This is a genomic window from Castellaniella sp. FW104-7C03 (assembly GCF_040276085.1).
In the GTDB taxonomy this organism is placed as follows: domain Bacteria; phylum Pseudomonadota; class Gammaproteobacteria; order Burkholderiales; family Burkholderiaceae_B; genus Castellaniella.
The window spans coordinates 155,999-178,828 of sequence record NZ_JBELOK010000005.1; the positions used below are offsets into that span (position 1 = coordinate 155,999).

Annotated in this window: 27 protein-coding genes and 2 tRNA genes; 3 read left to right on the top strand and 26 right to left on the bottom strand. The window is 60.9% G+C overall.

Annotated features, from left to right (window positions below; translation table 11 throughout):
* Nucleotides 1-59: 59 nt before the first annotated feature.
* A complete protein-coding gene (locus tag ABS758_RS07810; RefSeq protein ID WP_350381549.1) occupies nt 60-518 on the top strand; it encodes a hypothetical protein in 459 nt (152 codons plus the stop codon).
* Between the two features lie 69 nt (nt 519-587).
* On the opposite strand, the gene ABS758_RS07815 is transcribed toward ABS758_RS07810, so the two are convergent.
* The 11 genes from ABS758_RS07815 to rnr all read right to left on the bottom strand — a co-directional run bounded on the left by ABS758_RS07815 (nt 588) and on the right by rnr (nt 12,023).
* Nucleotides 588-2,483: a potassium transporter Kup gene (locus tag ABS758_RS07815; protein WP_492304499.1), complete on the bottom strand. Its 1,896-nt coding sequence runs from the start codon at nt 2,481-2,483 to the stop codon at nt 588-590.
* Nucleotides 2,480-3,538, bottom strand: a complete 1,059-nt coding sequence (locus ABS758_RS07820; RefSeq protein WP_350381750.1) for a sensor histidine kinase — start codon at nt 3,536-3,538, stop codon at nt 2,480-2,482. Before ABS758_RS07820 ends, ABS758_RS07815 begins: the two co-directional genes overlap by 4 nt.
* A gap of 61 nt (nt 3,539-3,599) precedes the next feature.
* The gene (locus ABS758_RS07825; RefSeq protein ID WP_350381545.1) at nt 3,600-4,274 is read right to left on the bottom strand and encodes a response regulator; all 675 of its coding nucleotides are present in this window, start codon (nt 4,272-4,274) and stop codon (nt 3,600-3,602) included.
* A gap of 93 nt (nt 4,275-4,367) precedes the next feature.
* Complete coding sequence (locus ABS758_RS07830; protein ID WP_350381543.1) at nt 4,368-4,826, bottom strand: ExbD/TolR family protein; 459 nt, start codon at nt 4,824-4,826, stop codon at nt 4,368-4,370.
* Between the two features lie 2 nt (nt 4,827-4,828).
* Nucleotides 4,829-5,704 (bottom strand): MotA/TolQ/ExbB proton channel family protein, encoded by an 876-nt coding sequence (locus tag ABS758_RS07835; protein ID WP_350381749.1) that lies wholly within the window; start codon nt 5,702-5,704, stop codon nt 4,829-4,831.
* 46 nt (nt 5,705-5,750) lie between these two features.
* Entirely contained in the window at nt 5,751-6,551 is an 801-nt protein-coding gene (locus ABS758_RS07840; protein WP_350381541.1) for an energy transducer TonB, read from the bottom strand.
* Between the two features lie 211 nt (nt 6,552-6,762).
* Nucleotides 6,763-6,838, bottom strand: a tRNA-Val gene (locus ABS758_RS07845).
* A gap of 134 nt (nt 6,839-6,972) precedes the next feature.
* On the bottom strand, nt 6,973-7,245 hold the full coding sequence (locus tag ABS758_RS07850; protein ID WP_269495036.1) for an HU family DNA-binding protein: 273 nt from the start codon (nt 7,243-7,245) through the stop codon (nt 6,973-6,975).
* Between the two features lie 257 nt (nt 7,246-7,502).
* Entirely contained in the window at nt 7,503-8,747 is a 1,245-nt protein-coding gene (locus tag ABS758_RS07855; protein WP_350381538.1) for a cystathionine gamma-synthase family protein, read from the bottom strand.
* Between the two features lie 31 nt (nt 8,748-8,778).
* A complete protein-coding gene (rlmB, locus tag ABS758_RS07860; protein WP_350381536.1) occupies nt 8,779-9,528 on the bottom strand; it encodes a 23S rRNA (guanosine(2251)-2'-O)-methyltransferase RlmB in 750 nt (249 codons plus the stop codon).
* Nucleotides 9,529-9,578: 50 nt separating this feature from the next.
* A complete protein-coding gene (rnr, locus tag ABS758_RS07865) occupies nt 9,579-12,023 on the bottom strand; it encodes a ribonuclease R (protein ID WP_350381535.1) in 2,445 nt (814 codons plus the stop codon).
* Nucleotides 12,024-12,134: 111 nt separating this feature from the next.
* Here rnr and ABS758_RS07870 point away from each other — a divergent pair.
* Nucleotides 12,135-12,219 (top strand) — tRNA-Leu (locus tag ABS758_RS07870).
* Between the two features lie 138 nt (nt 12,220-12,357).
* A complete protein-coding gene (locus ABS758_RS07875; RefSeq protein WP_350381533.1) occupies nt 12,358-13,341 on the top strand; it encodes a tyrosine-type recombinase/integrase in 984 nt (327 codons plus the stop codon).
* Here the strand turns inward: ABS758_RS07875 and ABS758_RS07880 are convergent.
* The 15 genes from ABS758_RS07880 to ABS758_RS07950 form a co-directional block, all read right to left on the bottom strand.
* Nucleotides 13,315-13,554 carry a helix-turn-helix domain-containing protein gene (locus ABS758_RS07880; protein WP_350381531.1) on the bottom strand — a complete coding sequence of 80 codons (240 nt, stop codon included), beginning with the start codon at nt 13,552-13,554 and terminating at the stop codon, nt 13,315-13,317. The two genes, ABS758_RS07875 and ABS758_RS07880, sit on opposite strands and share 27 nt — an antisense overlap.
* The gene (locus ABS758_RS07885) at nt 13,547-13,720 is read right to left on the bottom strand and encodes a hypothetical protein (protein ID WP_350381529.1); all 174 of its coding nucleotides are present in this window, start codon (nt 13,718-13,720) and stop codon (nt 13,547-13,549) included. Before ABS758_RS07885 ends, ABS758_RS07880 begins: the two co-directional genes overlap by 8 nt.
* Entirely contained in the window at nt 13,717-13,950 is a 234-nt protein-coding gene (locus ABS758_RS07890) for a hypothetical protein (RefSeq protein ID WP_350381527.1), read from the bottom strand. The genes ABS758_RS07885 and ABS758_RS07890 overlap by 4 nt, the downstream gene beginning before the upstream one ends.
* Nucleotides 13,947-14,204, bottom strand: coding sequence for a DUF3310 domain-containing protein (locus tag ABS758_RS07895; protein WP_350381525.1), 258 nt, complete (start codon nt 14,202-14,204; stop codon nt 13,947-13,949). Before ABS758_RS07895 ends, ABS758_RS07890 begins: the two co-directional genes overlap by 4 nt.
* Nucleotides 14,201-15,595, bottom strand: coding sequence for an SNF2-related protein (locus ABS758_RS07900; RefSeq protein ID WP_350381523.1), 1,395 nt, complete (start codon nt 15,593-15,595; stop codon nt 14,201-14,203). The genes ABS758_RS07895 and ABS758_RS07900 overlap by 4 nt, the downstream gene beginning before the upstream one ends.
* The gene (locus tag ABS758_RS07905) at nt 15,592-15,855 is read right to left on the bottom strand and encodes a hypothetical protein (protein ID WP_350381521.1); all 264 of its coding nucleotides are present in this window, start codon (nt 15,853-15,855) and stop codon (nt 15,592-15,594) included. Before ABS758_RS07905 ends, ABS758_RS07900 begins: the two co-directional genes overlap by 4 nt.
* Nucleotides 15,852-16,319 carry a class I SAM-dependent methyltransferase gene (locus ABS758_RS07910; RefSeq protein WP_492304500.1) on the bottom strand — a complete coding sequence of 156 codons (468 nt, stop codon included), beginning with the start codon at nt 16,317-16,319 and terminating at the stop codon, nt 15,852-15,854. Before ABS758_RS07910 ends, ABS758_RS07905 begins: the two co-directional genes overlap by 4 nt.
* Before the next feature lie 29 nt (nt 16,320-16,348).
* Nucleotides 16,349-16,702 (bottom strand): PDDEXK family nuclease, encoded by a 354-nt coding sequence (locus ABS758_RS07915; RefSeq protein WP_350381517.1) that lies wholly within the window; start codon nt 16,700-16,702, stop codon nt 16,349-16,351.
* Nucleotides 16,703-16,704: 2 nt separating this feature from the next.
* On the bottom strand, nt 16,705-18,795 hold the full coding sequence (locus tag ABS758_RS07920; protein ID WP_350381515.1) for a DNA polymerase I: 2,091 nt from the start codon (nt 18,793-18,795) through the stop codon (nt 16,705-16,707).
* On the bottom strand, nt 18,792-19,142 hold the full coding sequence (locus ABS758_RS07925) for a hypothetical protein (RefSeq protein ID WP_350381513.1): 351 nt from the start codon (nt 19,140-19,142) through the stop codon (nt 18,792-18,794). Before ABS758_RS07925 ends, ABS758_RS07920 begins: the two co-directional genes overlap by 4 nt.
* 195 nt (nt 19,143-19,337) lie before the next feature.
* Entirely contained in the window at nt 19,338-20,243 is a 906-nt protein-coding gene (locus tag ABS758_RS07930) for a recombination-associated protein RdgC (protein WP_350381511.1), read from the bottom strand.
* 201 nt (nt 20,244-20,444) lie between these two features.
* Nucleotides 20,445-20,996, bottom strand: coding sequence for a DUF2815 family protein (locus tag ABS758_RS07935; protein ID WP_350381509.1), 552 nt, complete (start codon nt 20,994-20,996; stop codon nt 20,445-20,447).
* A 10-nt stretch (nt 20,997-21,006) separates the two neighbouring features.
* Nucleotides 21,007-21,255 carry a hypothetical protein gene (locus ABS758_RS07940; protein WP_350381507.1) on the bottom strand — a complete coding sequence of 83 codons (249 nt, stop codon included), beginning with the start codon at nt 21,253-21,255 and terminating at the stop codon, nt 21,007-21,009.
* On the bottom strand, nt 21,252-22,607 hold the full coding sequence (locus ABS758_RS07945; RefSeq protein ID WP_350381505.1) for a DUF2800 domain-containing protein: 1,356 nt from the start codon (nt 22,605-22,607) through the stop codon (nt 21,252-21,254). Before ABS758_RS07945 ends, ABS758_RS07940 begins: the two co-directional genes overlap by 4 nt.
* Nucleotides 22,604-22,830, bottom strand: a 227-nt coding sequence (locus tag ABS758_RS07950; RefSeq protein ID WP_350381504.1) for a hypothetical protein, incomplete at its 5' end; no start/stop codon positions are given. The genes ABS758_RS07945 and ABS758_RS07950, both read right to left, overlap by 4 nt.

Genomic DNA, 22,830 nt, shown 5'->3' on the forward strand with positions numbered 1-22,830 from the left:
TATACGAGTCCCTGAACCGGGCCGGGACAGCGCCCGGAGTTCAAAAAGGAGTGCTCATTATGCGTCAAGCACTGAAAATTTCTTTACGCGCCAGCATGCTGGCGGCAGGGTTGGGTTATGCCATGCTTTTTGCGCCAGGCGCCCAGGCGGCCAGTCAATATCAGCAAGATGTACAACGCTGCAACACCGCACCAGGCATCGACAAGCAGGCTTGCCTGCAAGAAGCGGGGGCCGCTGCACAAGCTGCCAAGCAAGGCAAGCTGACCACGCCTTCAATGCAAGCCGAGCGCCAGAATCGTACCCAACGCTGCAGCAATTTGCCGGCCGACAAACGCCAGGATTGCATGATCCTGATGGAAGACACCCATGCACAAACGCAGGGTTCGGTGCAATCAGGTGGTGTCATCCGTGAAACCACAATCACCATCCCCGCACCGGTGACATCGGCACCAACAACCAGCACACCCGCAACACCGGCACCAACCACCACCCCTGTGATGCCATCTTCAAGCTACTGATGGTTTCGGTATAAGCGGCGCCCCGTCAACAGAGAGTATCCTTGGTCAGGAACCCCACTGATCAAGGATCTAAAGTTCCATCTGCATGCCCATCTCCACCACTCGATTGGGGGGGATCTTGTAGAATCGGGTGGTTCTACTGGCATTACGGGCCATAAAGGCAAACAAATGACGCCGCCAGCTTTGGTACCAGGGCAGGCGGCGTATCACAATGACGGTCTGACGAGACAGGAAATACGAGGTTTGCATCGGCTCAAGATTCAGTTCGGGTACTTCCTGAGCAATTTGCTCAACCACTTGCGGTACATTGGGTTCTTGTTTAAAGCCCCATCGCGCCACGGCCTGCCAACTGCTGCGGCTAACGCGTTCAACCTTTACCCGCTCATCAAAAGGCACATAGGGCACATCCGCCACCTCGATGGTGAGAAACAGCGCCTGCTCGTGCAACACCTTATTATGTTTCAAGTTGTGTAAGAGCGCCGGCGGCACCGTGCCCACAATCATGCTCATAAACACAGCCGTCCCCGGTACCCGGGTGGGCGGATAGGCCTCCAGGGACTCCATAAAATTGACCAGCGGCTGGTGGTCGCCCAGCAGCGTGTCGTGGATGCGCTGGCGCCCCTGTTTCCAGGTCATCATCAGTGTCAGCAGCACAATGCCCACCAGCAATGGCAACCACCCGCCCTCGTGAACCTTGAGCGTGTTGGACGTAAACAGCAGGATATCAACGATCAGAAACACGGTGATCAGAATCAACCACGCCACCCGGCGCATCCCGCGGGCCGCGCGCGGCAGCACGGCAAAGGCCAGCAGCGACGTCATCAGCATGGTGCCTGTGACCGCAAAACCGTACGCATGAGCCAGCCGATCAGAAGAACCAAACGCCAAGATCAGCACCATCACCGCCGCCATCAGCAACCAGTTGACACGCGGCAGATAGATCTGGCCTTCTTCACGCGCCGAAGTGTGCTGGATGACCATACGTGGCCAATAGCCCAGCTGCACTGCCTGGCGCGTCATGGAAAATGCCCCGGAGATCACCGACTGCGATGCAATCACCGTGGCCATAGTGGCCAGGCCCACCAACGGGATCACCGCCCACTCGGGTGCGAGTAGAAAAAACGGATTGCTGATGGCCGATGGGTCAGTCAGCAGCAACGCCCCCTGGCCAAAATAGGACAGCAGCAGTGCGGGCAATACCAGTGCAAACCACGCCCGACGAATAATCGTACGGCCAAAGTGGCCCATGTCGGCGTAAAGCGCCTCGGCTCCGGTCAGCGCAAGCACCAGCGCCCCCAGTGCCAAAAAGGTTTCCCAGGGTGCATCAGCAATAAACCGGATGGCCCACAAGGGGTTGATGGCCTGCAGCACATACGGCTGCTGCAGCACACGCCAGCCACCCAGCACGCCCAGCGTGAGAAACCACAGGAACATGACCGGGCCAAAAAGCTTGCCCACGGTACCTGTGCCGCGCGACTGCACCATGAACAACGCCACCAGCACCACCACGGCTATGGGCACCACCCAGGCATCCAGACGATGCGACACCACGCCGATGCCTTCGACAGCCGACAACACAGAGATGGCCGGGGTGATCATGCTGTCGCCGTAAAAGAGGGCTGCGCCAATCAGGCCCAGGATCGCCAGCCGCCAGCGGGTACGACTGGGCCGCCCACGCATGGCAAGCTCCATCAGGGCAAGCGTGCCACCCTCGCCACGGTTATCGGCGCGCAACACACAGATCACATACTTGACAGACACCACCAGCAGCAGCATCCAGAAGAGAAGAGACAGCATCCCCAGCACGTGCTCGGCATCCGGTTGCCCGGCGCTCGATAAGGCCACTTTGATGGTGTACAGCGGACTGGTGCCGATATCTCCATAAACCACCCCCAGGGCGCCCATCAGCAAGGCTGCGCGGCTTGTGCCGGTGTCCGGCTCTTTTGCATGTATATTCATAATCATTCCACCCGCGTCAGGCAGGCGCCCCGGCGGGGACCGGGAAAGCTCAAGGTGACGCGTGTGCCAGAAAACACCGGCCGGCTGGTGATTTTCCACCAGGCGCCATGCGCCCGGGCAATCTCGCGAACAATCGCCAGGCCCAGGCCGGCCCCGCCTGCACGCGCATCCGCGGCGCGATAAAACGCTTCAAAAACGCGCTCGATATCCTCGGTATCAATGCCAGGCCCATCGTCCTCCACCGAAAACGAAGGGGGGTTGGCCATTACCCTCAGGTGAACACCCGCAGACCCACAGCCGTAACGCAAGGCATTGTCAATCAGGTTGCCCAGCAACTCACCCAGAAGAATGGGATCCCCATCCACCCAGACGGGTTCATCGGGGGCAGACAGCTGAATGGCTACACCCCGTTCGCGGGCGCGATCCAGCCAGTTGGCGCCGGTCTGGCGCATCCACTCGCATAAATCGAGGCGCTCAAAACTGTCTTGCGGCCGTGAAGCATGATCAGCCCGGGCCAGCACCAGCAGCTGCTGACCCATGCGGATCATGTGGTCGGACACGGTCTTGATGCGCATGGCCCGCACACGGATATCATCAGGCAGCGTTTGTGCCAGCATCAGTTCAGACTCAAGTTTCAGGCCCGCAAGTGGCGTACGCAGCTGGTGAGCCGCATGGCCAATGAAGCGGCGCTGCGCCTGCACGGAGTCGTCCAGGCGCAGCAGCAAATCGTTAAAGTGCAGGACAAGCGGCGCAATCTCGCTGGGCAAGCCGGCCAAATCCAGTGGTTGCAGATCTTCAATCGAGCGCTGCCGGATTTGGTCGGCCAATTGATTGACCGAGGTAAGCTCGTGGCGGATGCCGGAAATCAGCACCCACACAAACAACACCACCAGCAAACCCTGGGTCAGCAACATCACCCAGAACAAATCCCGAAGCAGCCAGGGTTGCGGCCGGATGACACCGGTCATGAACCAGGTGGCCAGCAAATCGATGGCCACGAGGATAAAAAATGCCGGTAACAGCCGGCGCACCAGCCGGCGTGCGAGGGAGTCCTGCGGCATCAGCCGCTCGAACAGGCCCAGGGCCTGGTGATCGGCTTCTTGCGAGTGGGTACCTGCAGGCTTATTGTGCACTTTCGATATCAAGCAGATAGCCAAATCCGCGTACTGTCTGGATGCTTGCACCCGAGCCGTCCAGCCGCTTGCGCAGCCGGTAGACGTAGACCTCGACTGCGTTCTCGCTAAAGTCGGCATCCCAGGCAGAAAGCGAATTGACGATCTGCTGCTTGGTAACGACGCGGCCGGGGCGTGCCATCAGCATCTCGAGAACAGAGAGTTCGCGCACGGACAAGGCCAGCCGCTTGCCATCCACTCGCACCTGACGCCCGACGGTATCAAACGCCAGCGGCCCGCACTCGAGGATGGTTTGTGCTTGCCCCGAATGACGCCGGGCCAGTGCCCGCACCCGTGCGGCAAGCTCGGGAAGCTCAAAGGGTTTAGTGACGTAATCGTCAGCGCCCGCATCCAGGCCCGCCACCCGGTCGTCCAGGCCGTCCCGGGCCGTAAGGATCAGGACAGGGATCTGCACACCACCGGCGCGCAAATTTTGCAAGACTTCGAGGCCGCTTAAGCCAGGTAGATTGAGATCCAGCAAAAGCAGGTCGTAGGCCTGGGCTACCAGTGCACCTTTGACGTGGTCGCCGGACTGCAGCCAATCGACGGCATAACCTTGACCGGAGAGAAACTCTTGCAGCGCATGGCCCAGAGTGGTGTCGTCTTCGATGACTAAAACTCGCATGGGGTGATTCTAGCCTGAAGAAGACACGACACGTCACCAGAATCCCGGTGTGGTTACATAGTTGACACGCACTTGAACATACTCGAAGAAAAACTAGGGTGTCGGCTGTGCTGCCGGCAGACCGGGCGCAGGCGGATTGCTGGCCGGCCGGGTAACAAAACCCAGGCGCTGCATGCCTGCGCGACGCGCTGCACCCATGATGCTGGCCAGCTGACCGTAAGGTATGCTGGCATCGGCCCGGATGCGCACCTCGGGCTGGGGATCGGCACCTGCTTCTGCGGCAAAGCGGGCTTCGAGATCCGCCATCGCCACAAGCTGCTCATCCCAGTACACAACACCTGCGGCATCGATGGCCAGATCAATCACCTGCGGCTTTTGCTCGACTGGTTGCGCCGACACCTGCGGCACCTGTATCTGGATCGAGTGGCTGAGCAGCGGCGCCGTGATGATAAAAATCACCAGCAACACAAGCATGACGTCAATCAGCGGCACCATATTGATTTCGGACAATGTGGTGCTTGACCCCTTGGAATCGAAACTGCCAAACGCCATGATCAGGCCTCCCGGGCCAGACTGATATGCCGGCCATGGCGCTCAGGGGCGTTATCGGCCACGGGCTGCCCGGTGCTCAGGAACGTAAACAGGTCATGCGCAAAGGCATCCAGCTGTGCAAGATAAACGCGGTTCAGGCGCACAAAGGCGTTGTATGCCAGTACCGCCGGGATAGCAACGGCCAGCCCCAGGCCCGTCATGATCAGGGCCTCACCAACCGGCCCGGCAATACGGTTGATGGTGACCCCATCGGCCATGCTGATACTGAGCAGGGCGTGATACACCCCCCATACGGTGCCAAACAGCCCCACAAACGGCGCCGTAGAGCCCACCGAAGCCAGCACGGTAAGGCCGTTTTCCAGCCGGGCGGTTTCTTCATCAATCACCTTTCGGATCGTGCGCGTCACAAAAGAGGCTGTGGTGCCGCTTTCTTCGAGCTTGAGGGCGCCATATTTGGCATGATGCTTTTGTGCGTGGATCGCATGGCTGGCCAGATGCGCAAAGGGTTCTTCCGCCCCATGAGTGGCGATTTCATTTTCAACCTGCTCCAGAGAGCTGGCAGCCCAGAACTCTGTCAAAAACTTGCGCGAGCGCCGGCGGATGCGCAACTGCGTCAGGCCTTTGACCAAAATCAGATACCAGGAGGCCAGCGACATCAGCAACAAAAATCCAAACAGGGACTTTCCCACCGCATCACTTTGACCAATAAAGTGTAAAACCCCCTGGCCACCATCGGCCATCGCGGCTACCGGCTGTGCGCCCTGGCTGACGGCACCGGCCAGCGGCAAAGCCGCTGCCGCCTGGGTGCCAGCAGTGGCGACCTCAGGCGTCGAGACCTGCGCCAGCACCAGCACAGCGTGATTCATCAGATCAAACATCATGATTGCAAACTCCTGTCAGGCGACATACCGGGCCGCCGGCCTGCTACAAAACAAAATCAAAAGGGATATCGACCAGCGCCTTATAAGCCACGCCGTTTTCGGTGTAAGGCCGAAAGCGGGCGGACGCCATCGCTTTAACCGCTGCGTCATCCAGGCGGGGATGGCCTGATGAGCGCTGTACATGAACCTTGGCGACATGTCCCTGAGGCGAGATCAGCACCCGCAACACCACCCTGCCCTGTTCTCCCCGTCGCTGCGAGACACGCGGATAGACAGGCCGTGGCCGTTTGCCCAGATAATCCACCTTGCCAACCGTACGTGGCCGCGCCAGATCTTTGGCACGGGCTTTGCCTTGGGCGACAGCGCCTGCGTTGGCTTGCTGATCAGCGCGCGTCACCTGAATGGCCGATGCGGATGACTGCGGGCGACGCTGCTGCGTGTCCGGTTTTGAATGCTTTGGCTTGCTTGTCTGTACAGGCCGAGGTTTGGCTACTTGCTTGGGCGGCGGCTTGACCACCGGCTTGAGGCGAGGCTTGGGCGGAGGGGTAATCGCCTGTTCAGGGGGCGGCTCAGGCGCCGGCTCGGATACGGCCTCGGGCTCGGGGGCGGGCGCTGGTGTTGCTTCCGGCTCTGCCGGCTGGCTCGCCATCGCGAGTGCGGGCGCTGCATCATCCATGGACCCCAGCTCGACAAACATCACATTCATGGCATCCGGCTGCCCTGGCGACACCGGCGTTACGGGCGCGGCCAGCACCATTGCCAGCACCAAGGCATGCAAGCCCACCGCCAACACCGCTGCCAGCCACCTCACACCCGAGGATCGCGGGGATAAGCCAAAATCCATGAATTAAAACCACTTCAGTAAAAGCGGGATATTATCAGGAATGAAAACTATTCTCAATATCAAACAAGGATATCAAGATGCTCGATTATTCATTCCAGCGCCACACAAGATGCTAAATCATCTGCGGCACAGATCAAACGGATTCCAGCAGCCAAGCGTCAGAGAAGCTGTCGTGTGGATCGGATGGAGGGAGAAGTGGAGGAATCCGGGATGGTGGGTGCTGAGGGGTTCGAACCCCCGACCTACGCCGTGTAAAGGCGCCGCTCTACCAACTGAGCTAAGCACCCGGAAGACAGCCACTGCGAGACACAGATGACCAGCGCCGCATTATAGCAGCAAGTAAAAAGCCATCGCGAACGATGGCTTTTTACTTGCTGCAACGGCTCAAACAGACCGCTGCGAGATCAGTTAAGAGCGCCGATCAGTTGACAGCGTCTTTGAGAGCCTTGCCTGGACGGAACTTGGGCACCCGTGCCTTTTTGATCTTGATGGCTTCGCCGGTGCGAGGATTGCGGCCGGTACGGGCAGCACGCTCGGAGACGGCAAAGGTGCCGAAACCTACCAGCGTGACCGAGCCCTTTTTCTTGAGGGTGGTCTTGACAGCACCGACAAAGGCTTCCAACGCACGACCGACGTCGGCTTTGGACAGATCGGTCTTGGAAGAAATATGCTCGATCAGCTCGGTCTTATTCATTAAAAATTACCCCTGAGGTTTATTGTCGCCCGATGACTAACCATCGGTGCATTTGATGGATGTGTCTGGCCATCTTGCCGGCTGGTGCTACACAGGCCGCCCTGATAGGAAGCGGAACCCCGCCGAATTTGGTGGCTAAGGCGTATTAAGCCTGCGATTGCCCATCTGTGTCAAGCGGAAATCGCTGGAGACCCGCGTGTTTCCTGAGGTTTATGCAAAATAAGCCTTCAGTTGCGGGTTTTTCCTAGGTAGTCCGTCTAGGCCCGAGATTGATCCAAGGCACTGGAAAAATCAGCGATCAGATCAGCTTCCTCTTCGATTCCCACGGAGATTCGCAGGAAACCGTCGGGAATGCCCATCAAGGCACGACGCTCGGGCCCCATCTCAAAATAAATAGTGTGTGCTGCCGGCAACACCAGCGTCCGGTTGTCACCCAGATGGGTGGCCAAGGCAGCCACCCGAAGGTGGTTGAGGCACTCGAAGACATCCACCTGATCTTTAAGCACCACGCCCATCAAGCCACCGTAACGCGGCCCAAAGAACTCTGTGGCACGTGCGTGCTGCGGGTGGCTGGACAAGCCTGGATACTGTACACGCTGCACCAACGGATGCGCCTCGAGGGCCTTGGCCAAGGCCAGGGCATTGCCGCAGATGCGATCCATCCGCAGCCCCAAGGTTTCTGCGCCTGCAGCAAGCCGGTGCGCGACATCCGAGGACAGCGTACCGCCCATATCGCGCAAACCTTTCTTCTTGATCTGGAGCAGCCCCCAGGTGTGCGAATCATCCCGCTGATACTGCGGGTAGATGTGGGGGTAGTCGGCCCAATCGTACAGGTCGGTTTGCGTGACGGCACCACCCAGTGCATTGCCATGGCCGCCCAGATGCTTGGACAGCGAATTGATCACCAGGGACGCGCCAAAATCACGCGACGCACGCAGATAGGGCGAGGACAGCGTGCTGTCGACCACATACACCAGCTTGTGCGCCTGGCAGAGATCACCAATGGCCTTGAGGTCGGCGATCTGGGTACCTGGGTTGGCAATGGTTTCGACAAAGACCATCCGGGTGTTGGGCCGCAGTGCGCTTGCCACCTGCCCCGCATCCGTGGCATCCACCAGCGTCAGCTCTACGCCAAATTGCTCCAGTGTCATCAACAGGCTGTTGGTGTTGCCAAAAATATATTTGCTGGCCACCAGGTGATCGCCTTGGCGCAACAAGGAAAAGAAAATGGCACTCAGCGCGGCCATCCCGGTGGCAAAGCATACGGTGCCGTTGCCGCGTTCCATCGTGGTGACCTGCGCCTCGAGCGCCGCCGTGGTGGGCGTGCCAGTGCGTGCGTAGGTATAGCCTTTCTGGCGATTCTGAAACACGGCCGCCAGATCACGGGAATCGTGATAGGTGTACTCGGTGGAGGGATGGACAGCGGCGTGGACGGACCCGTGCAGAGAATCTGCCCGATGACCAAAATGCACGATTTGAGTCGTAAAACCGGGGGTGGACATGGTGCTTACCAGAGAAAGAACAGTAAAGGGATCAGGGCTGCAGGCGCTGGCGAACAGTTTCGTAGAGACACACCGCGCTGGCCACACTGACGTTCAGGCTTTCGACAGAGCCCCGCATGGGGATGGAGACCCGTTCGTCGCAGATTTCGCGTGTCAGCCGGCGCATCCCTTCGCCCTCAGCGCCCATCACCCACGCCACGGCGCGGCGCGCATCCACTTGATGCAGGCTGTGGTCTGCACCGTCGTCGGTACCCACCAGCCAGATATCCCGCTCGCGCAATGCCCGCAGCGTGCGGGCCAAATTGGTGACCATCAAATAGGGCACCGTATCGGCCGCCCCACACGCCACGCGTTGCACGGTGGTGTTCAGGCCAACCGCGCGGTCTTTGGGGGCGATGACAGCATGCACACCCGCCGCATCTGCGGTTCGCAGGCAGGCGCCAAGATTATGTGGATCGGTGACCCCATCGAGCACCAGCAAAAAAGCGGGTTCGGCACGGTCTTCGAGGGGGTCGAGGACCTCGTCGATGGAGATGGCCAGCGGCCGGGCCTTGGCCAGCGCCACGATGCCCTGATGGCGCACACCGTGCGCCAGGCCTTCCAGGCGCTGCGCGTCGGCGGCATGCCAGCGCACACCGGCAGACTCGAGTTGCTGGACGCATCGCTGCATGCGGGCGTCCTGGCGGGAGGTGTCCAGGTACACATCCCGGATGGAGTCGGGGGCGTGGCGCAAACGCGCCTGCACGGCATGAAAGCCGGCCAGAATTTGTTGGGATGACATGTCAGTGAGGTGGTTGGCGTCGTGCCTGAGCAGGCATTGTAGTGCTCAGTTTAGCGTCGCCGCTTGCGCGAGGGGGTCTCCTGACGGGTGGCACGCTTGGCTTCGGCACGGCGCTGATGGGCCGTGGTGCCCCGCAGCGCAGCCGGCTTGGCGCCCGCAGCTTTTTTACGCGGCCGCGGCGTTGCCGGCGCTGCATCGCCTTCGATACCGGCCTGCAGCGATTTGAAGTCTTCGCCTCGCACTGGCCGGAAATCAATCCGGCGGGCTTCAAGATCCACGCGGGCCACCTGAACCTGCAACGCATCGCCCAGGCGGTAACGCAGCCCCGTCCGCTCGCCACGCAATTCATTCAGCGCTTCGTTGTATTGGAAATAATCACCACCAAGCTCGGAGATATGCACGAGGCCATCCACATACAAGGTGTCAAGCGTGATAAACACCCCAAAGCTGGTGACGCTACTGATGTGGCCGGCAAACACCTCGCCCACATGCTCGCGCACAAACCAGCACTTCAACCAGGCCTGCACATCCCGCGAGGCGTCATCAGCACGGCGCTCGCGTGCCGACAACACGGCACCCAGGTCGTCCCAGGCGTCAAGCTCGCGCGCCTTTGCCGGCAGGCTGGGATCGGTGGGCGCGCCAGGCACCACAGGCGGCTGGTAGCGGCGCTTGTGCACAATACTGCGGATCACGCGGTGCACCAGCAAATCGGGATAACGCCGAATGGGCGAAGTGAAATGCGCGTAATGCTCGTACGCCAAGCCAAAGTGACCGGTTTGCTCGGGGCTGTAAATGGCCTGTTGCATCGACCGCAGGCAAAGTGTCTGGATGATGTCGAAATCAGGCCGCCCGCGGGCTTCCTGGATCAGTTTGGCGTAATCGCTGGTTTGCGGGTCATCTCCACCACCCAGGGCAAGGCCCAACAAGCGCAAAGACTCACGCAAGGCCTGCAGCTTCTCGGGCGTGGGGCTGTCATGCACCCGAAACAAGGCCTGGCGTTTGTTGCGCACGATGAAATCCGCCGCGCAGGTATTGGCCGCCAGCATGCATTCTTCGATCAGGCGATGGGCATCATTGCGAACGTAAGGCTCGATTTTTTCGATACGGCCCAGCGGGTTGCAGACAATGCGTGTTTCGACAGTGTCGAAATCAATTGCCCCACGCGCGCGGCGGGCTTGCTGAAAGGTCTGAAAAAGTTCGTACGCCGTTTGCACATGCGGATAGAGATCACCCAGCGTCTGGGCGGCAGGCCCAGTGGGCTGCTGCAGGGCGGCCCAGATATCGGTATAGGTGGTGCGGGCATGCGAATGGATCACCGCCTCGTAAAACTGATAGGCACTCACCTGCCCTGCCTTGGCTCCACCGGCCGGAATCATCATGTCGCACACCATCACCAGGCGGTCGACCGCGGGATTCAGCGAACAAATCCCGTTGGACAGGGCTTCGGGCAACATGGGGATAACCCGCCGGGGAAAATACACGCTGGTGCCCCGGTTCAGGGCATCATCATCCAGCGCAGAACCGGGCTGCACATAATGGCTGACATCCGCAATGGCCACCAGCAAGCGCCAGCCTGGCCGCGCACGGCTGGCCGTACCCAGATCGGCCGGCATGCAAAACACGGCATCATCAAAATCACGGGCATCCTCACCATCGATGGTGATGAATGGCACGTCACGCAAGTCGATGCGCCCGGCGTATTCGGTGTCCCGGACGTGATCAGGAATCTTGCCCAGTTGCTTGAGCGTGGCGGCAGAAAACTCAACAGGCACATCAAATTTGCGCACTGCGATTTCGATTTCCATGCCGGGGTCGTCGATCTCGCCCAGCACCTCGATGATGCGGCCCAGCGGCTGCATATGGCTGGCCGGTTGCCGCAGGATCTGTACCGTTACCACCTGCCCCGGCTCTGCGCCCGCCGTCTCTTGCGGGGAGATCAGGATGTCGTGCTTGATGCGCTGGTCTTCGGGGGCCACCACAAAGGCCCCATGTTCTTTAAGAAAGCGGCCCACCAGTTTAAGGGTGCGGCGCTCGAGAACCTCTACGATGGCGCCTTCAGGGCGGCCACGGTATTCGCCCGAGGCCCGTACACGCACACGATCGCCGTGCAGTACCTTGGCCATCTCGTGTGGTGACAAAAAGAGATCCTGGCTACCGTCATCGGGCAAAAGAAACCCGAAACCGTCACGATGTCCCTGAACGGTACCGGTAATAAAAGCTGTGTTGTTGCAAATCTGCAACCTTCCCTGGGCATTGAATTGCACTTGCCCGTCGCGTTCCATCGCTTTTACCCTGCGGATAAAACCATTGGACAGAGGAATGGCCGATTGTGTGGCATCCGCCAGTGCTTCAAGAGAGAAGGGTTTGCCTGCTTCGCGCAGGGCCTCAAGGATAATCTCCCGACTGGGTACCTGAGGGTCGAAATCGGGAGGCAGATCGGTGGTTTTTACCGGGTAAGCGTCGCGGTTATTGTCGTTGTTTGTTCGCTTTTTCAAAGGCTATTTGCATCCAAAAAAATTGTGCTGTATAGTTTCGTCTTTGCTGAAACGGCCCCTAAAAAAGGGGCTTACAGTTTAGCAAAAGCAATAGCATACACGTTATGCCGTGCCCAGGTGGCGGAATTGGTAGACGCGCATGGTTCAGGTCCATGTGCCGCAAGGTGTGGAGGTTCGAGTCCTCTCCTGGGCACCACTATATTGAAATCTGTTGATCGGATAAACTCAAATCCTTTCAATCTCAACAGGTTTCGGGAAGTCGCTGAAAAGTTTGGGTGCTGAAAACTCCACAGTTTTCAGCAAAAAGCCCCACAGTGGCCCCACACAATGCCCCATGGCATCAATCCAAAAAACCCCGAAAGGCTACCGCGTCCAGGTGAAGAAGCTGGGCGTGCGCGACAGCCGCCTATTTTCAACCCGGCGCGAAGCCGTGGCCTGGGCCGACGAGCGCGAAGCGCAGATTGCCGACCAGGTAACCACCCCGCTGTCTGAACAGAAGACGCTACGCGACGCCCTGCGACGCTACGCCGATGAGGTATCCCCCACCCATCGGGGTGAACGCTGGGAGCAGGTGCGCCTGGCGGCCTTCGAGGGCTACCCGCTGCCGCTGGATACCCCGCTGGGCAAGGTTACGACGCAGCATATCGCTGACTTCCGGGACGCCCGTGGGGCACGTGTGGGGCCTGCCAGCGTGCGCCGGGAAATCACCCTGCTGTCATCCGTCTTCGAGGCCTGCAGGCTTGAGTGGGGCTGGATCGGCAGCAACCCGTGCAGTGATGCGCGAAAACCACAAGCGCCACCCCACCGGGAGCGAACCATTTACTGGTGGGAAATCCGGGCAATGCTGCGCATGATGAGCTACGCGCCGGGCGGCCAGTGTAGGATGGTCAATCAGGCCGTGGCCGCGTGCATGCTTACCGCATTGGCCACCGGCATGCGGGCCGGGGAGCTATGCGCTCTGACCTGGGATCGGGTGCACGACAAACACGTGCACTTGCCGCTGACGAAAAACGGCAAGGCCCGCAACGTACCGCTGTCGTCAAAGGCCCGGCGGTATATTGAGTCCATGCGCGGGTGGGACGATCGGCTGGTGTTCGGCCTGAAACCGCAATCGCTCGATGCGCTGTACCGCAAGCATCGGCAGCGGGCTGGGCTGTCAGGCTTCACGTTCCATGACACCCGGCACACGGCGGCCACCATGCTGGCAAAGCGTGTAGATGTGCTGACGCTTTGCAAGATCATGGGCTGGACGGATCCAAAAATGGCCATGGTGTATTACAACCCGGCTGTCTCAACGATTGCCGGGATGCTCGGATAGGTAACGTCGGATCGATTCACCCGGTACCCGGCCATCCACCACGCGGATTTTCTTCTCAGCGATGCGCCGCTGCAGGGTGTTGTATGCAATGCCCAGCATCTGGCAGACCTGCTCCTTGGTGTACAGGGTGATGTCGCCAATAGCCTGCGCCGCACCCTGGCGGGCAGCTTCAGCCAGCACGGCCTGCACGGCGGGGTCTTCAAAATCAATCATCCTCGTCTTCCTCGATGCTGTAACTGTCCATCAATTCGGCCTTCACGATTTCCAGCACGCCGATGGCCGTAGCAACTGGCATGGCGCCATCGTATCGGTGAATGGCTGCGCGGATGTCGCAAGCCAGCCCTTCGGATAACTGCAAGGGGCCCTTGTCGTCATTCATTTTTCCAGCTCCTTGATGGCAACTGCGATGTCATACCGGGCGCTGCGAAGCGCCTGGCGGGCCACGCCGATAGCCCTGCAGGGTACGGTGACTGTGCTGGCCACCTGCTCGAAGGCTTCGGCGGCTGCACGCGGCCCTGCATTGCCAAGGGTCAACGCCTGCGCGTCCTGCAGGTATCGGGCCGCATGGCGTGCTGTGGCGCGGGCGACCCAGTTGTCGTGGTAGATCACTGTGCCTCCTGCAGCTCGATCAGCTTGTCCAGATAGTGGCGGGCCTTCTTCAAATCCTGCAGGCCGCCCTTCACGTCGCAGCGGGCCAGGTACTTGATGGCATTGCCGCGCAGGAAACCCTCGAACTGTTCCGTACTCATCCAGCACTGCATGGCCGCCCAGGGCTGAATGCCCAGATCGAGGTAGTGAGAGCCGCCCACCTGGCGGGCGCTGGCACTGGTCGGGGGGACGTAGGGGGTCGTGGTTTCGCTCATGGCGCTTTCCTTTTCATGGCTTCTAGTAGGATGTCCATGACCTCGCGCTTGGACTCCACGCGGGCCAGAACGGATTCGTCCATCGTGTCGGCGGCCACGATGTTGTAGATGAATACCGGGCGGTCGTGCCCAGCCTGCGCCTGGCGGGTGGGGCCAATGCGTTCGATGATCTGCAGGCGTTCCTCGAGGTTCCAGGACAGCCCGAAAAAGGCGATGATGTTGCCGCCGTCTTGCAGGTTCAGGCCGTGCCCGGCGCTCGCGGGGTGAGCGAACAGCACAGGGATTTTCCCGGCGTTCCAGTCGCGGATGGTCTGGGGGTCTTGATCTAGGTGGCGCCCCCGGGGGAATGCTTTGAGCAGCCGGGCCAGATCGCTTTTGAAGTGATAGGCCACCAGTACCGGCATGCCCGCCGCCTCTTGGATGATGGAGTCCAACGCCTGCAGCTTTGCGTCGTGCACCTCGCCCCAGGCCGTGCCCGTTTCGTCCTTGTAGATGGCGCCATTGGCCAGCTGCAGGCACTTCATGGTTTTGCTGGCCGCGTTGAAGGCCTCGATCTCGGTACCGCACTCGAGCGCCAGGAAAGCCTCACGCTCCATGGCCCGATACAGCACTCGAGCGGCAGTGGGCAGCTCTACCCGGATCGTTGTGACGATGGGTTCGTCCAGGTCGAAGTAATCGCGGGCGTCCAGCGACAGGCATAGGTCGCGCAGTGCATCCTCGATCTGGGTTTGAGCGAACGGCAGGGGCTCGAGGCGCACGGCGTGGCGGTCGGCCCCGACTTGGATAGACTGAAACCAGCGGTTTTTGAAAGCAGTGAAGGAGCGGCCCAAGCGCACGCCCTTATCCAGGAACCAGGCTTGGCCCCAGAGATCCACCAGGCCGTTCGGACTGGGGGTGCCGGTCAGCTCGGTGAACCACTCGGCGCCGACGTGCGCCACCCGGCCCAGCGCCTGCGCCCGCTGGCCGCCTTGGCGCGTGCGAAAGGACTTGAGCCGGGTAGACTCGTCGGGGATGATCTTGCCGAACGGCCATTTGCCATCCAAATGATCCACCAGCCAGGGCACGTTTTCATAGTTGATGGTGTAGACGTTGGCGTCCCGGCGTAAGGCCGCCCGGCGCTGCTGGGTGGTGCCCAGGATCGGGGACACTTCGATGCCGCGCAGGTGTTCCCATTTCGCAGCTTCGTCCGGCCAGGTGCTGGCGGCCACACGCTTCGGGGCCAACACCAACGCGGGGCGTGGGTCTACGAACTGCAGGGCGTCCAGCGCCGTCAGCGTGGACACGCTCTTACCCATGCCCATGCCCGCCCACACGGCACAGCGTGGGGTGTCCAGAATGTGCTCGATGATGGCCGTCTGGTACGGGCGCGGGGTGAATACCTGTCGAGTCACGGCTGCGGCCCCCAGTAGTGGAGCACCAGATTACGCACGCCAAACCCGGTATGGCCGTCTCGCGTGCGCCACCTGCCGGTACCGGGCCAGAAGTCGATAAAGCACTCTGGCCCTTCCACGATCAGGTGCGCCCCGCCGTTGTGGCTGGTGTAGTGGATGCCCCGCTGCGCCAGATAACCCGCTGACTGATCCCGGTTGGTCGCCCGCTTGGCTTGGCGCTCCTTCCGAATTTCGTTCCAGTCGTCGCCCATTTCGCTCATGCGGGCACCTCTACAGGTTTGATGAAAACCAGCCAGTGTGTCTGCCCCCGGCGGCCTGTAGCATTACCGAACAGGGGCTGCACTGGCGTCAGCGCCAGCACGTCCTGCAGGCGAATCTGCGTTTCATTCCATTTGAAAACCAGCACTCCGTTGCTGGCCAGCACGCGAAAACATTCAGCAAAGCCCTGGTGCAGGTCGTCGCGCCAGTTGTCTGACAGCTTGCCGTACTTGGCCGCAAGCCAGGACTTAGGCCCAGCGTGAACCAAGTGCGGGGGGTCGAACGCCACTAAATTGAATGCGCCGTCCGGGTGCGGCAGCGCTCTGAAGTCCATCACCGTGTCAGGATCAATCTGCAGCGTGCGCGTGCCTGAAGCGTTACCCCTTGAGTTGTCCGTGACGACAATCGTTTCGCGGCGAATGTCTCCAAACACCACGTCCGGGTGTTGGCGGTCGAACCAAAACATGCGACTACCACAGCAGGGGTCGAGTATTCTCATGCCAGTACCTCGTCTACACCTTCCATGGAATCAACCACCACGACGCACTGGCCCATGCGCCGCATGCGCTCATGCTCACGCGCCTGGTGCGGTTTGGCCTTCCCGCCGGGGGCTTTCAGTTCGATCCAAACTGTCGCAGCCTTTCGGCCTTCGAGAACCGCAGCCATCGCCTGTTGTATTTCCGGGGTCGTCACGCGGCCGTTTTGGGGCTGCGATGGCAGACGGTATGGCGGTAGCATCACCAGTCGGTCGGGGGCGCCCCGGCGGCCAATCCATTTCACCTTGCGCACCTCGCCGCCCAGCTCGTTGACACGCTTGACGAGGTATTTTTCGATGTCTGATTCACGCATGCTCAATCCTTTTTGTAGTGGTAGGCTTCAAACCCGGCGGCCGCCAGGGGCAACCCTTCGGCCCAGGCCGGGGCGTGGGTCATGCACGCAGCCAGGCGGGTCGCGTCGTAATCCTCGGTATCAGGAGCTTCGGTAATGATTTCGTCGTGGACTGTCAGTACGATGCCAAAGCCGTCGGCGTCGGCTTGCTTCATGCCATAGGCCAGCACGTCGCGGGCGGCGGCCTGCGTCACGTTCTCAGCCAGCTTGCCGCCGTAGGTCTTGATCCGCGCCCACTTGCGGCTGTACTGATCGACGCCCATATAGGACAACTTGCCATCGTCCAGCTGCGGGCAGGGGTAGCAGACGAACCGGCCGGACGGCAGGCGCACGCGCAGCCAGGCGCCGTCACGGCGCAGTTTCAGGCTCCTGCAGGGCACCGCCTTGCCGGGGTTCACAATTGCCATCGTTGCGGCCTCGGCCAGCTCGCGCCAGAGGCTCACCGTGCGGGGGTGCGCCCGACGCCAAAGGCGCTTAAGCGAGTCGCACACCATGAAAATCTCAGGGGACAGGCCCAGCAGGCCCAGCTTGCGGGATTCGCGCCACTCAACAAAACCGGTGGCTTCTTCCCAGACATCAGCCGGGATACTGGGGCGGGCCGCTGCAGCCATTGCCGCCAGGTCAATCCGATACGTCGCGGCCCCGGTCAGATAGGCGCCCACACCACCCTCGTAGCCCAGCATCAGTTCCATGACCTTGCCGATCTGGCGCATGAGGCCGTCGCCGTGGTGTTTGTTCTCCATCACCTCTTCGGGGGTGACCGCGAAGGCCTTGGCATAGGCCAGGGCGTACAGATCGGGGCCGGTACCGGCGTCGAAGTCGCGGAAAGCCTGCAGCTTCCACTCTTCGCCCGCCAGAAAGGCCAGCATGCGCCCCTCGATATTGGACAGATCGGCCACCACCAGGCGCTTGCCTTTGGCGGCCACGATGCAAGCCCGTACAGCGTTGCTGACCAGCTCCATCACGTTGTCGAACAGAATGTCGGCGCAGTTGGCTTTCAACGCCTCGATGCCATCGTCTATGACGGACTGCTCGAGCGTGGGCCGCAGCAGGTTGTGAGGCTGCACCAGGCGCCCGGCCCAGCGTCCGGTGCGTTGAGCGCCATCGAATTGCAGGGTGCCGCGCAGCCTGCCGTCGCTGCTCACACCGTTCACGAATTTCTTGTACTTGCTGGCGCTGGTGGTGCTCGCCTGCAGCCGGATGGCCAGCAGGTCGCGCAGCTCGATGGGCAAATCCGGATCGTTCATGCGCCGTTCGAGCGTAGCCTTCGTGAGGTCGGGGAGTTCCACCCCGTACTCGGCCAGCAGATAGGCCAGCATGCGGTCGCGCTGGGTCGTGGACTCTAGGCCGCCTACGGTGCTGTAGTTGGTGATTTCCTGAGTGCGGGACGCCAGCACCACCTTCTCACGCTTGACTGCCGCCATGGCACCTTCGGCCAGGGCCAGGTCTACGGCAAAGCCTCGGTCGTTGATCCGCTGATCCAAGCGCCACAAGTCCAGCTCGTCACCCCGGTAGTTCCACTCGGGCAGCTTCGCGTGCACCGCCCGCATGGCCTCGATGTCCAACCCTGCATAGGACACGAACCGCGCCCACTCTACCGGGTGCGTTTTGCTGGTGGCTCGGCGCAGCTTGCTGCTGACAGGGCGCGGCTTGCAGAACAATTGGATGAGGGCCTTGCCCGCCTTGTCTTTGGCCTTGTCCTGATCGACGCCCAGGATTTCGCACAGCGCCCCCAGGGCGCCCGGCAGGCCATGAGCCAGGGCTTGCACCATCGTGTCGTACCACCGTGCCAGCTCGATTTCCGTGCCGGTGTGGCGCAGCACGGTGCGGTCGAAGTGGCTGTTGTGCGCCACCACGGTGACGCTGGGGTCTTGGATCGCCTCGGTTAGGATGCGGGGACGCGGCTCTCCGTTGGCTTCATCCACGACCTGTACCAGGCCGTCATCTAGCGCCCAGGCAAAGAGCATGATTTCCGCGCCCTCTGCATAGGCGTGGGTGCCATATGTGATTGGCACCGCGCTGAATGTTTCGAGGTCGGCCCAGAGCTTGGTCATGCCGTAACCTGCGTAGGCGCATAGGCCCTGTCGCTGAAATAGCCCACCATCAAACGCAACTCATCAGCCCAGGCTTTTGACATATCCTTGCGGGTGACCAGCTCGATGGTCAAATGCTTAATCCCTTCCAGCATGTACTCATCGGTGTAGCTGGGGCCGAACGTGTACAGCCTGGGGGCGTCCATAATCCACGCATCGCGGGGCATGGTGTTGTGCCAAATCATCCGCAGGGTAAAGAACAGGTGGCGGGTTTCCATGTCGCACGGTTGGACACGCTCACCGTGCCGAGTGCGCCACGCCCAACCTGTTTGTGCCTCTTGCTGGTTTTTGATCGTTATGCTATCCATGTCAATATCCTTTTGTTCATGTACTTTTTGGTGGAGCGCAGCGCGGGCTGGAATCGAACCGGCACATCCGCCCTGTTGCTGTCATGCACCTACCCGGCCTTGTCGGGTCTCCGGTGGCTCCGGCTTCACGGAACTGGGCTAGTGGCTACGCCCCACCAAAAAGCCCTGGGTGTCGTACCCAGGGCGGTTAAAGGCTTACGCGAACTCGCTTTCAGCGCCGGTTTTCTCACCGCCCAAGGCCTCGCCCAGATCGTCCAACAGCCGGGCCAGCTCGCCCGTCATCAGGGCGAAATCCGAATCGAACTGCTCGGCTTCGTTCTGGGCATCGGACTTTTCCCGCAGCACGTCCAGTGGCTTCACGCGGCGCACGTCCAGGCTGTCGGTCAGCACGAATGAAATGCGGTCGTTCCAGGTCATCGCCAGCCGGGTGCACTGCTTACCCTCGTGCACACGCTGCAGGGCTTCCTGCGCGGCCAGGGTCTGATTGCTGTAGCGCACGGTCGCCCGGGATTCGCCCGGGTTTTGCAGCTCGGCGTCCTGATCCACACTGAAGCCCGCAGGCTCGTCGTCATCGACCAGCCATTCGGTCATTGCACGGGCTGGCGCCACCTCAACGTGGAAAGGCACCAGTGGGAACGGGCTGATGGTCTTGGCCAGCAGGCCAAGCAGCACGTCCGATTTCGCATCTGATGAGGCGTCCACCACCGCCCACCGATTCACGGCGTCGATCCAGGCAGGAACGAACTGGTGCACTGTGAAGGCCTTGGGCAGCAGATCGAGTGTGACTTGCTCCTTGATTTCCTTCATCTGCTTGCGGCCAGGCCGGTACCCTTGCTCCTGTTCAATCCTCTCAGCTCGGACGGCGGCCGCAGCGTTCACGACACTGGCGGGCAGCAACTTCTTTTCGATGCACATGAGCAGCAGATATTGGCCGCCCAGCGTGTACAGCAGATCGCAGTCCGGGCGTACCGGTACCCAGCCAACCGATTCAGCTTGCTGGCTGTCGCACGGGTGGAACTGATAGTTCTCCATCCCGGCCTGCAGGGCCGCCAGGATAGTGCCCGGCGCCAGCCTGTAGATTTTCAAATTCTTGAACCACATGTTGTTTTCTCCTATGGGGCGGGCCACAAGGCCCGTTGTCTGGATTGCCGGGGAGATACGTTGCCAAGTCCTGCCCGGTTTGCGCACAGCCCGCCGCTTCCTTCAGTGCGCGGGGACGGCGGGGTTAGCGATCCAGACCTGTGCACCGCGTGGGCTAGACGCGGCCTTCGGATATCAGGACTTCCCGCTTTGGCAGATCGTTTAGGCGAACTCGCTTTCGGCGTTGGCGCCCTCGCTGAGGTCGTCAAATTCGTCTTCGCTGGCAGCACCACCCCCGGCGAAGGCATCGCCGTCCTTGGCAAACTGCACACCGCGCAGGCTTGCGTTTACGCGTTTGCCATAGTTGTTGTCTTGCGCCCAAATATCGAGCGAGACGTTCACATAGCACCCGGCGTAAGGCTTGCCATCGGCTTCAACCAGCGGGGATTTGTCCCGATCCAGTACCGTCGGGCGCGTGGCCGACCGGGCCGACACATAGAAGTGATCAGCAAAGCCGTCGTATTGCTCCTTGAGATCACCGTCGTGCAGGCATACCTTGTCCTGGGCACGCATCTGCTTAAGTACGGCGTCGGCCTTGGCGCCCCACTTCTCTTTGGCCACTGCGTCGATGGCAGCGTTCAGCGTCTTGATCTGGGGGTCTTTCGGGTCAATCAGAAAGCTGCCCGAGAAGGCGGGCTTGCCTTCGCCATTGACCGTTTTGGCTTCGAACAAAGCGGGGAAGGCCAGGCGTACAGTCGTCAGTTTGATTTGCATGGTGTTGCTCCTAGTTACGGGGGTAGATTGGTTCGGCATCCGGGCGGAAAAGATTGGGGTACCGCAACCGGATGCGCTTTGCGGTATCGTTCAGGGCTATAGATCGTTGCAAGGACTCGCCTGGCAGCGTGGGCAGATCGACTGCGGCCGCATCTTTGAGCTGGTCTTGGGCGCTTTGCGGCAGCAGCTCGTGCTGCCACTCGGGGCCAATGACAGGGAGCGGGGCCGCATTGATCACCTTGCGGCGTGTTGTTGTCATACGAACTCCTCACCGGCGGGCGCTGTCTCGGCCAGGTTCTCGAAGTCAGCACTGGCTTCAACCACTAAGGCTGGGCGCTTGTCGGACTCGGGGGCCACGCTGGGCGATCCGTCGGGTTGCGTGATGATTTCCAGCACACGGGGCCATTGACGTGGGCCGATGTTCCCGGCCTTGTGCAGCTTCTCAGCGGTGGTGGGGGAAATGAGCTTCAGGTCGTACATTTCTTCAACCTTCAACCGAAAGCCCTTGAGCAGCGTTTCAGCCTCGGCCGTGTTCGTCCAGGCCCTTGCGCCCTTGCGCCCTTGCACCAGCTTGAAGCCCGCAACAGAGCCCCCAGCCAGCAGTTCGGATTCGACGCGGGCGCGAATCGCTTTGCACCAGCCCTCGATCAAATCGACTGCGGCCATGCGCTTACCCAGATCTTCAGGAGCAATGGCGCCCACGAGCTCCTTCACGGTCTGCTTGGCCTGTTCAGGCGTCTCGCTGTGCGCAGCCAGCACCTCGAAGTCAGCGCCCACATCGGCCTCGATCTTGGCCGCCAGAGCCGGGCAGTCAGCTTTCGCCTTGCAGAACCGGCAGGCGTCGTTATCCGGGCGCAGGTCGGACAGGGCCACTTGCTCCCTGGGCACGCCGATGTACTTGAGGGCATGTCTTGCCAGCACTTTCGTATTCGACGCCCAGGTCTGCATGCTCTCGCCATCGGGGGCCCCACCAGGGGCTTCCAGCGGCAACACCCACTCGTCTATGTGGTTCAGCCGGGGCTGGACGATGACCATGCGCACGCGCTTGAAGTCGTTGGTGAATTCATGCTCGGCCAGGGCGGCGGCGCCGTAAATGCCCAACTGGGGATTTTGCTGCGCCATTACTCGGACGCCCCGGCCATACTTCAGATCAACAACCACGAGCTCGTCGCCCGCAAGCACCACCGAGTCGGACGTGCCGAAGGCGTCGGGCTCTCCGGTGATGCAGGTAATAGACAGGCGCTGCTCCACCAGCAACTCACCGCCGATTGCACGCACGTAGTCCAGATAGGTCTGGATGTACCCGGCCATGTCGTCGTCCACCATGAAGGCAGCGATATCGGGTACCGCATCCAGATCCAAGGGCGGGGTGGCGGGATTCACCCCTTCCCATTCGGCCTCGCCTGTCCACGAGGGTATGATGATTGTCTGGCCCAGAAAGTGCTGGGCGTCCACACCTTGCGTCAGGCATTCGGACGCCAGGAAGTGGGCCGCCGTGCCTTCATCAGCGAATTTGCTGGATGTGTCCGGGTAGGCAGCTTCCAGCGCCACGCTGCCCGGGCAGTGCAGCCAGCGGTGAGCGCTGGATGGGGAAAGTTGTGCGTGGCTCATTCGGACACCTCCACGAGCTTGTGGCGGGCGTCGAGCTGGTACGTCGTGTCCGGCTTGATGCCATCCTCACCCACGTAGCCAACGACTGTGCGATAACGCTCTGCTTTTTCGTCGTACCACTTGATTTGGATTTCGCCGCGATACCCGGCGGTGGCCGTGCCGTAATTCCCGGCGGTGGCCGTGCCGGATTCCCCGGCGGTGGCCGTGCCGTAATTCCCGGCGG

What these genes read in the sequence shown, in the direction of transcription:
- ABS758_RS07810 (WP_350381549.1), top strand. Translation starts at nt 60, where the DNA reads ATGCGTCAAGCACTGAAAATTTCTTTACGCGCCAGCATGCTGGCGGCA.
- ABS758_RS07815 (WP_492304499.1), bottom strand. Translation starts at nt 2,483, where the DNA reads ATGATTATGAATATACATGCAAAAGAGCCGGACACCGGCACAAGCCGC.
- ABS758_RS07820 (WP_350381750.1), bottom strand. Translation starts at nt 3,538, where the DNA reads ATGCCGCAGGACTCCCTCGCACGCCGGCTGGTGCGCCGGCTGTTACCG.
- ABS758_RS07825 (WP_350381545.1), bottom strand. Translation starts at nt 4,274, where the DNA reads ATGCGAGTTTTAGTCATCGAAGACGACACCACTCTGGGCCATGCGCTG.
- ABS758_RS07830 (WP_350381543.1), bottom strand. Translation starts at nt 4,826, where the DNA reads ATGGCGTTTGGCAGTTTCGATTCCAAGGGGTCAAGCACCACATTGTCC.
- ABS758_RS07835 (WP_350381749.1), bottom strand. Translation starts at nt 5,704, where the DNA reads ATGTTTGATCTGATGAATCACGCTGTGCTGGTGCTGGCGCAGGTCTCG.
- ABS758_RS07840 (WP_350381541.1), bottom strand. Translation starts at nt 6,551, where the DNA reads ATGGATTTTGGCTTATCCCCGCGATCCTCGGGTGTGAGGTGGCTGGCA.
- ABS758_RS07850 (WP_269495036.1), bottom strand. Translation starts at nt 7,245, where the DNA reads ATGAATAAGACCGAGCTGATCGAGCATATTTCTTCCAAGACCGATCTG.
- ABS758_RS07855 (WP_350381538.1), bottom strand. Translation starts at nt 8,747, where the DNA reads ATGTCCACCCCCGGTTTTACGACTCAAATCGTGCATTTTGGTCATCGG.
- rlmB (WP_350381536.1), bottom strand. Translation starts at nt 9,528, where the DNA reads ATGTCATCCCAACAAATTCTGGCCGGCTTTCATGCCGTGCAGGCGCGT.
- ABS758_RS07875 (WP_350381533.1), top strand. Translation starts at nt 12,358, where the DNA reads ATGGCATCAATCCAAAAAACCCCGAAAGGCTACCGCGTCCAGGTGAAG.
- ABS758_RS07880 (WP_350381531.1), bottom strand. Translation starts at nt 13,554, where the DNA reads ATGATTGATTTTGAAGACCCCGCCGTGCAGGCCGTGCTGGCTGAAGCT.
- ABS758_RS07885 (WP_350381529.1), bottom strand. Translation starts at nt 13,720, where the DNA reads ATGAATGACGACAAGGGCCCCTTGCAGTTATCCGAAGGGCTGGCTTGC.
- ABS758_RS07895 (WP_350381525.1), bottom strand. Translation starts at nt 14,204, where the DNA reads ATGAGCGAAACCACGACCCCCTACGTCCCCCCGACCAGTGCCAGCGCC.
- ABS758_RS07905 (WP_350381521.1), bottom strand. Translation starts at nt 15,855, where the DNA reads ATGAGCGAAATGGGCGACGACTGGAACGAAATTCGGAAGGAGCGCCAA.
- ABS758_RS07910 (WP_492304500.1), bottom strand. Translation starts at nt 16,319, where the DNA reads ATGTTTTGGTTCGACCGCCAACACCCGGACGTGGTGTTTGGAGACATT.
- ABS758_RS07915 (WP_350381517.1), bottom strand. Translation starts at nt 16,702, where the DNA reads ATGCGTGAATCAGACATCGAAAAATACCTCGTCAAGCGTGTCAACGAG.
- ABS758_RS07920 (WP_350381515.1), bottom strand. Translation starts at nt 18,795, where the DNA reads ATGACCAAGCTCTGGGCCGACCTCGAAACATTCAGCGCGGTGCCAATC.
- ABS758_RS07925 (WP_350381513.1), bottom strand. Translation starts at nt 19,142, where the DNA reads ATGGATAGCATAACGATCAAAAACCAGCAAGAGGCACAAACAGGTTGG.
- ABS758_RS07930 (WP_350381511.1), bottom strand. Translation starts at nt 20,243, where the DNA reads ATGTGGTTCAAGAATTTGAAAATCTACAGGCTGGCGCCGGGCACTATC.
- ABS758_RS07935 (WP_350381509.1), bottom strand. Translation starts at nt 20,996, where the DNA reads ATGCAAATCAAACTGACGACTGTACGCCTGGCCTTCCCCGCTTTGTTC.
- ABS758_RS07940 (WP_350381507.1), bottom strand. Translation starts at nt 21,255, where the DNA reads ATGACAACAACACGCCGCAAGGTGATCAATGCGGCCCCGCTCCCTGTC.
- ABS758_RS07945 (WP_350381505.1), bottom strand. Translation starts at nt 22,607, where the DNA reads ATGAGCCACGCACAACTTTCCCCATCCAGCGCTCACCGCTGGCTGCAC.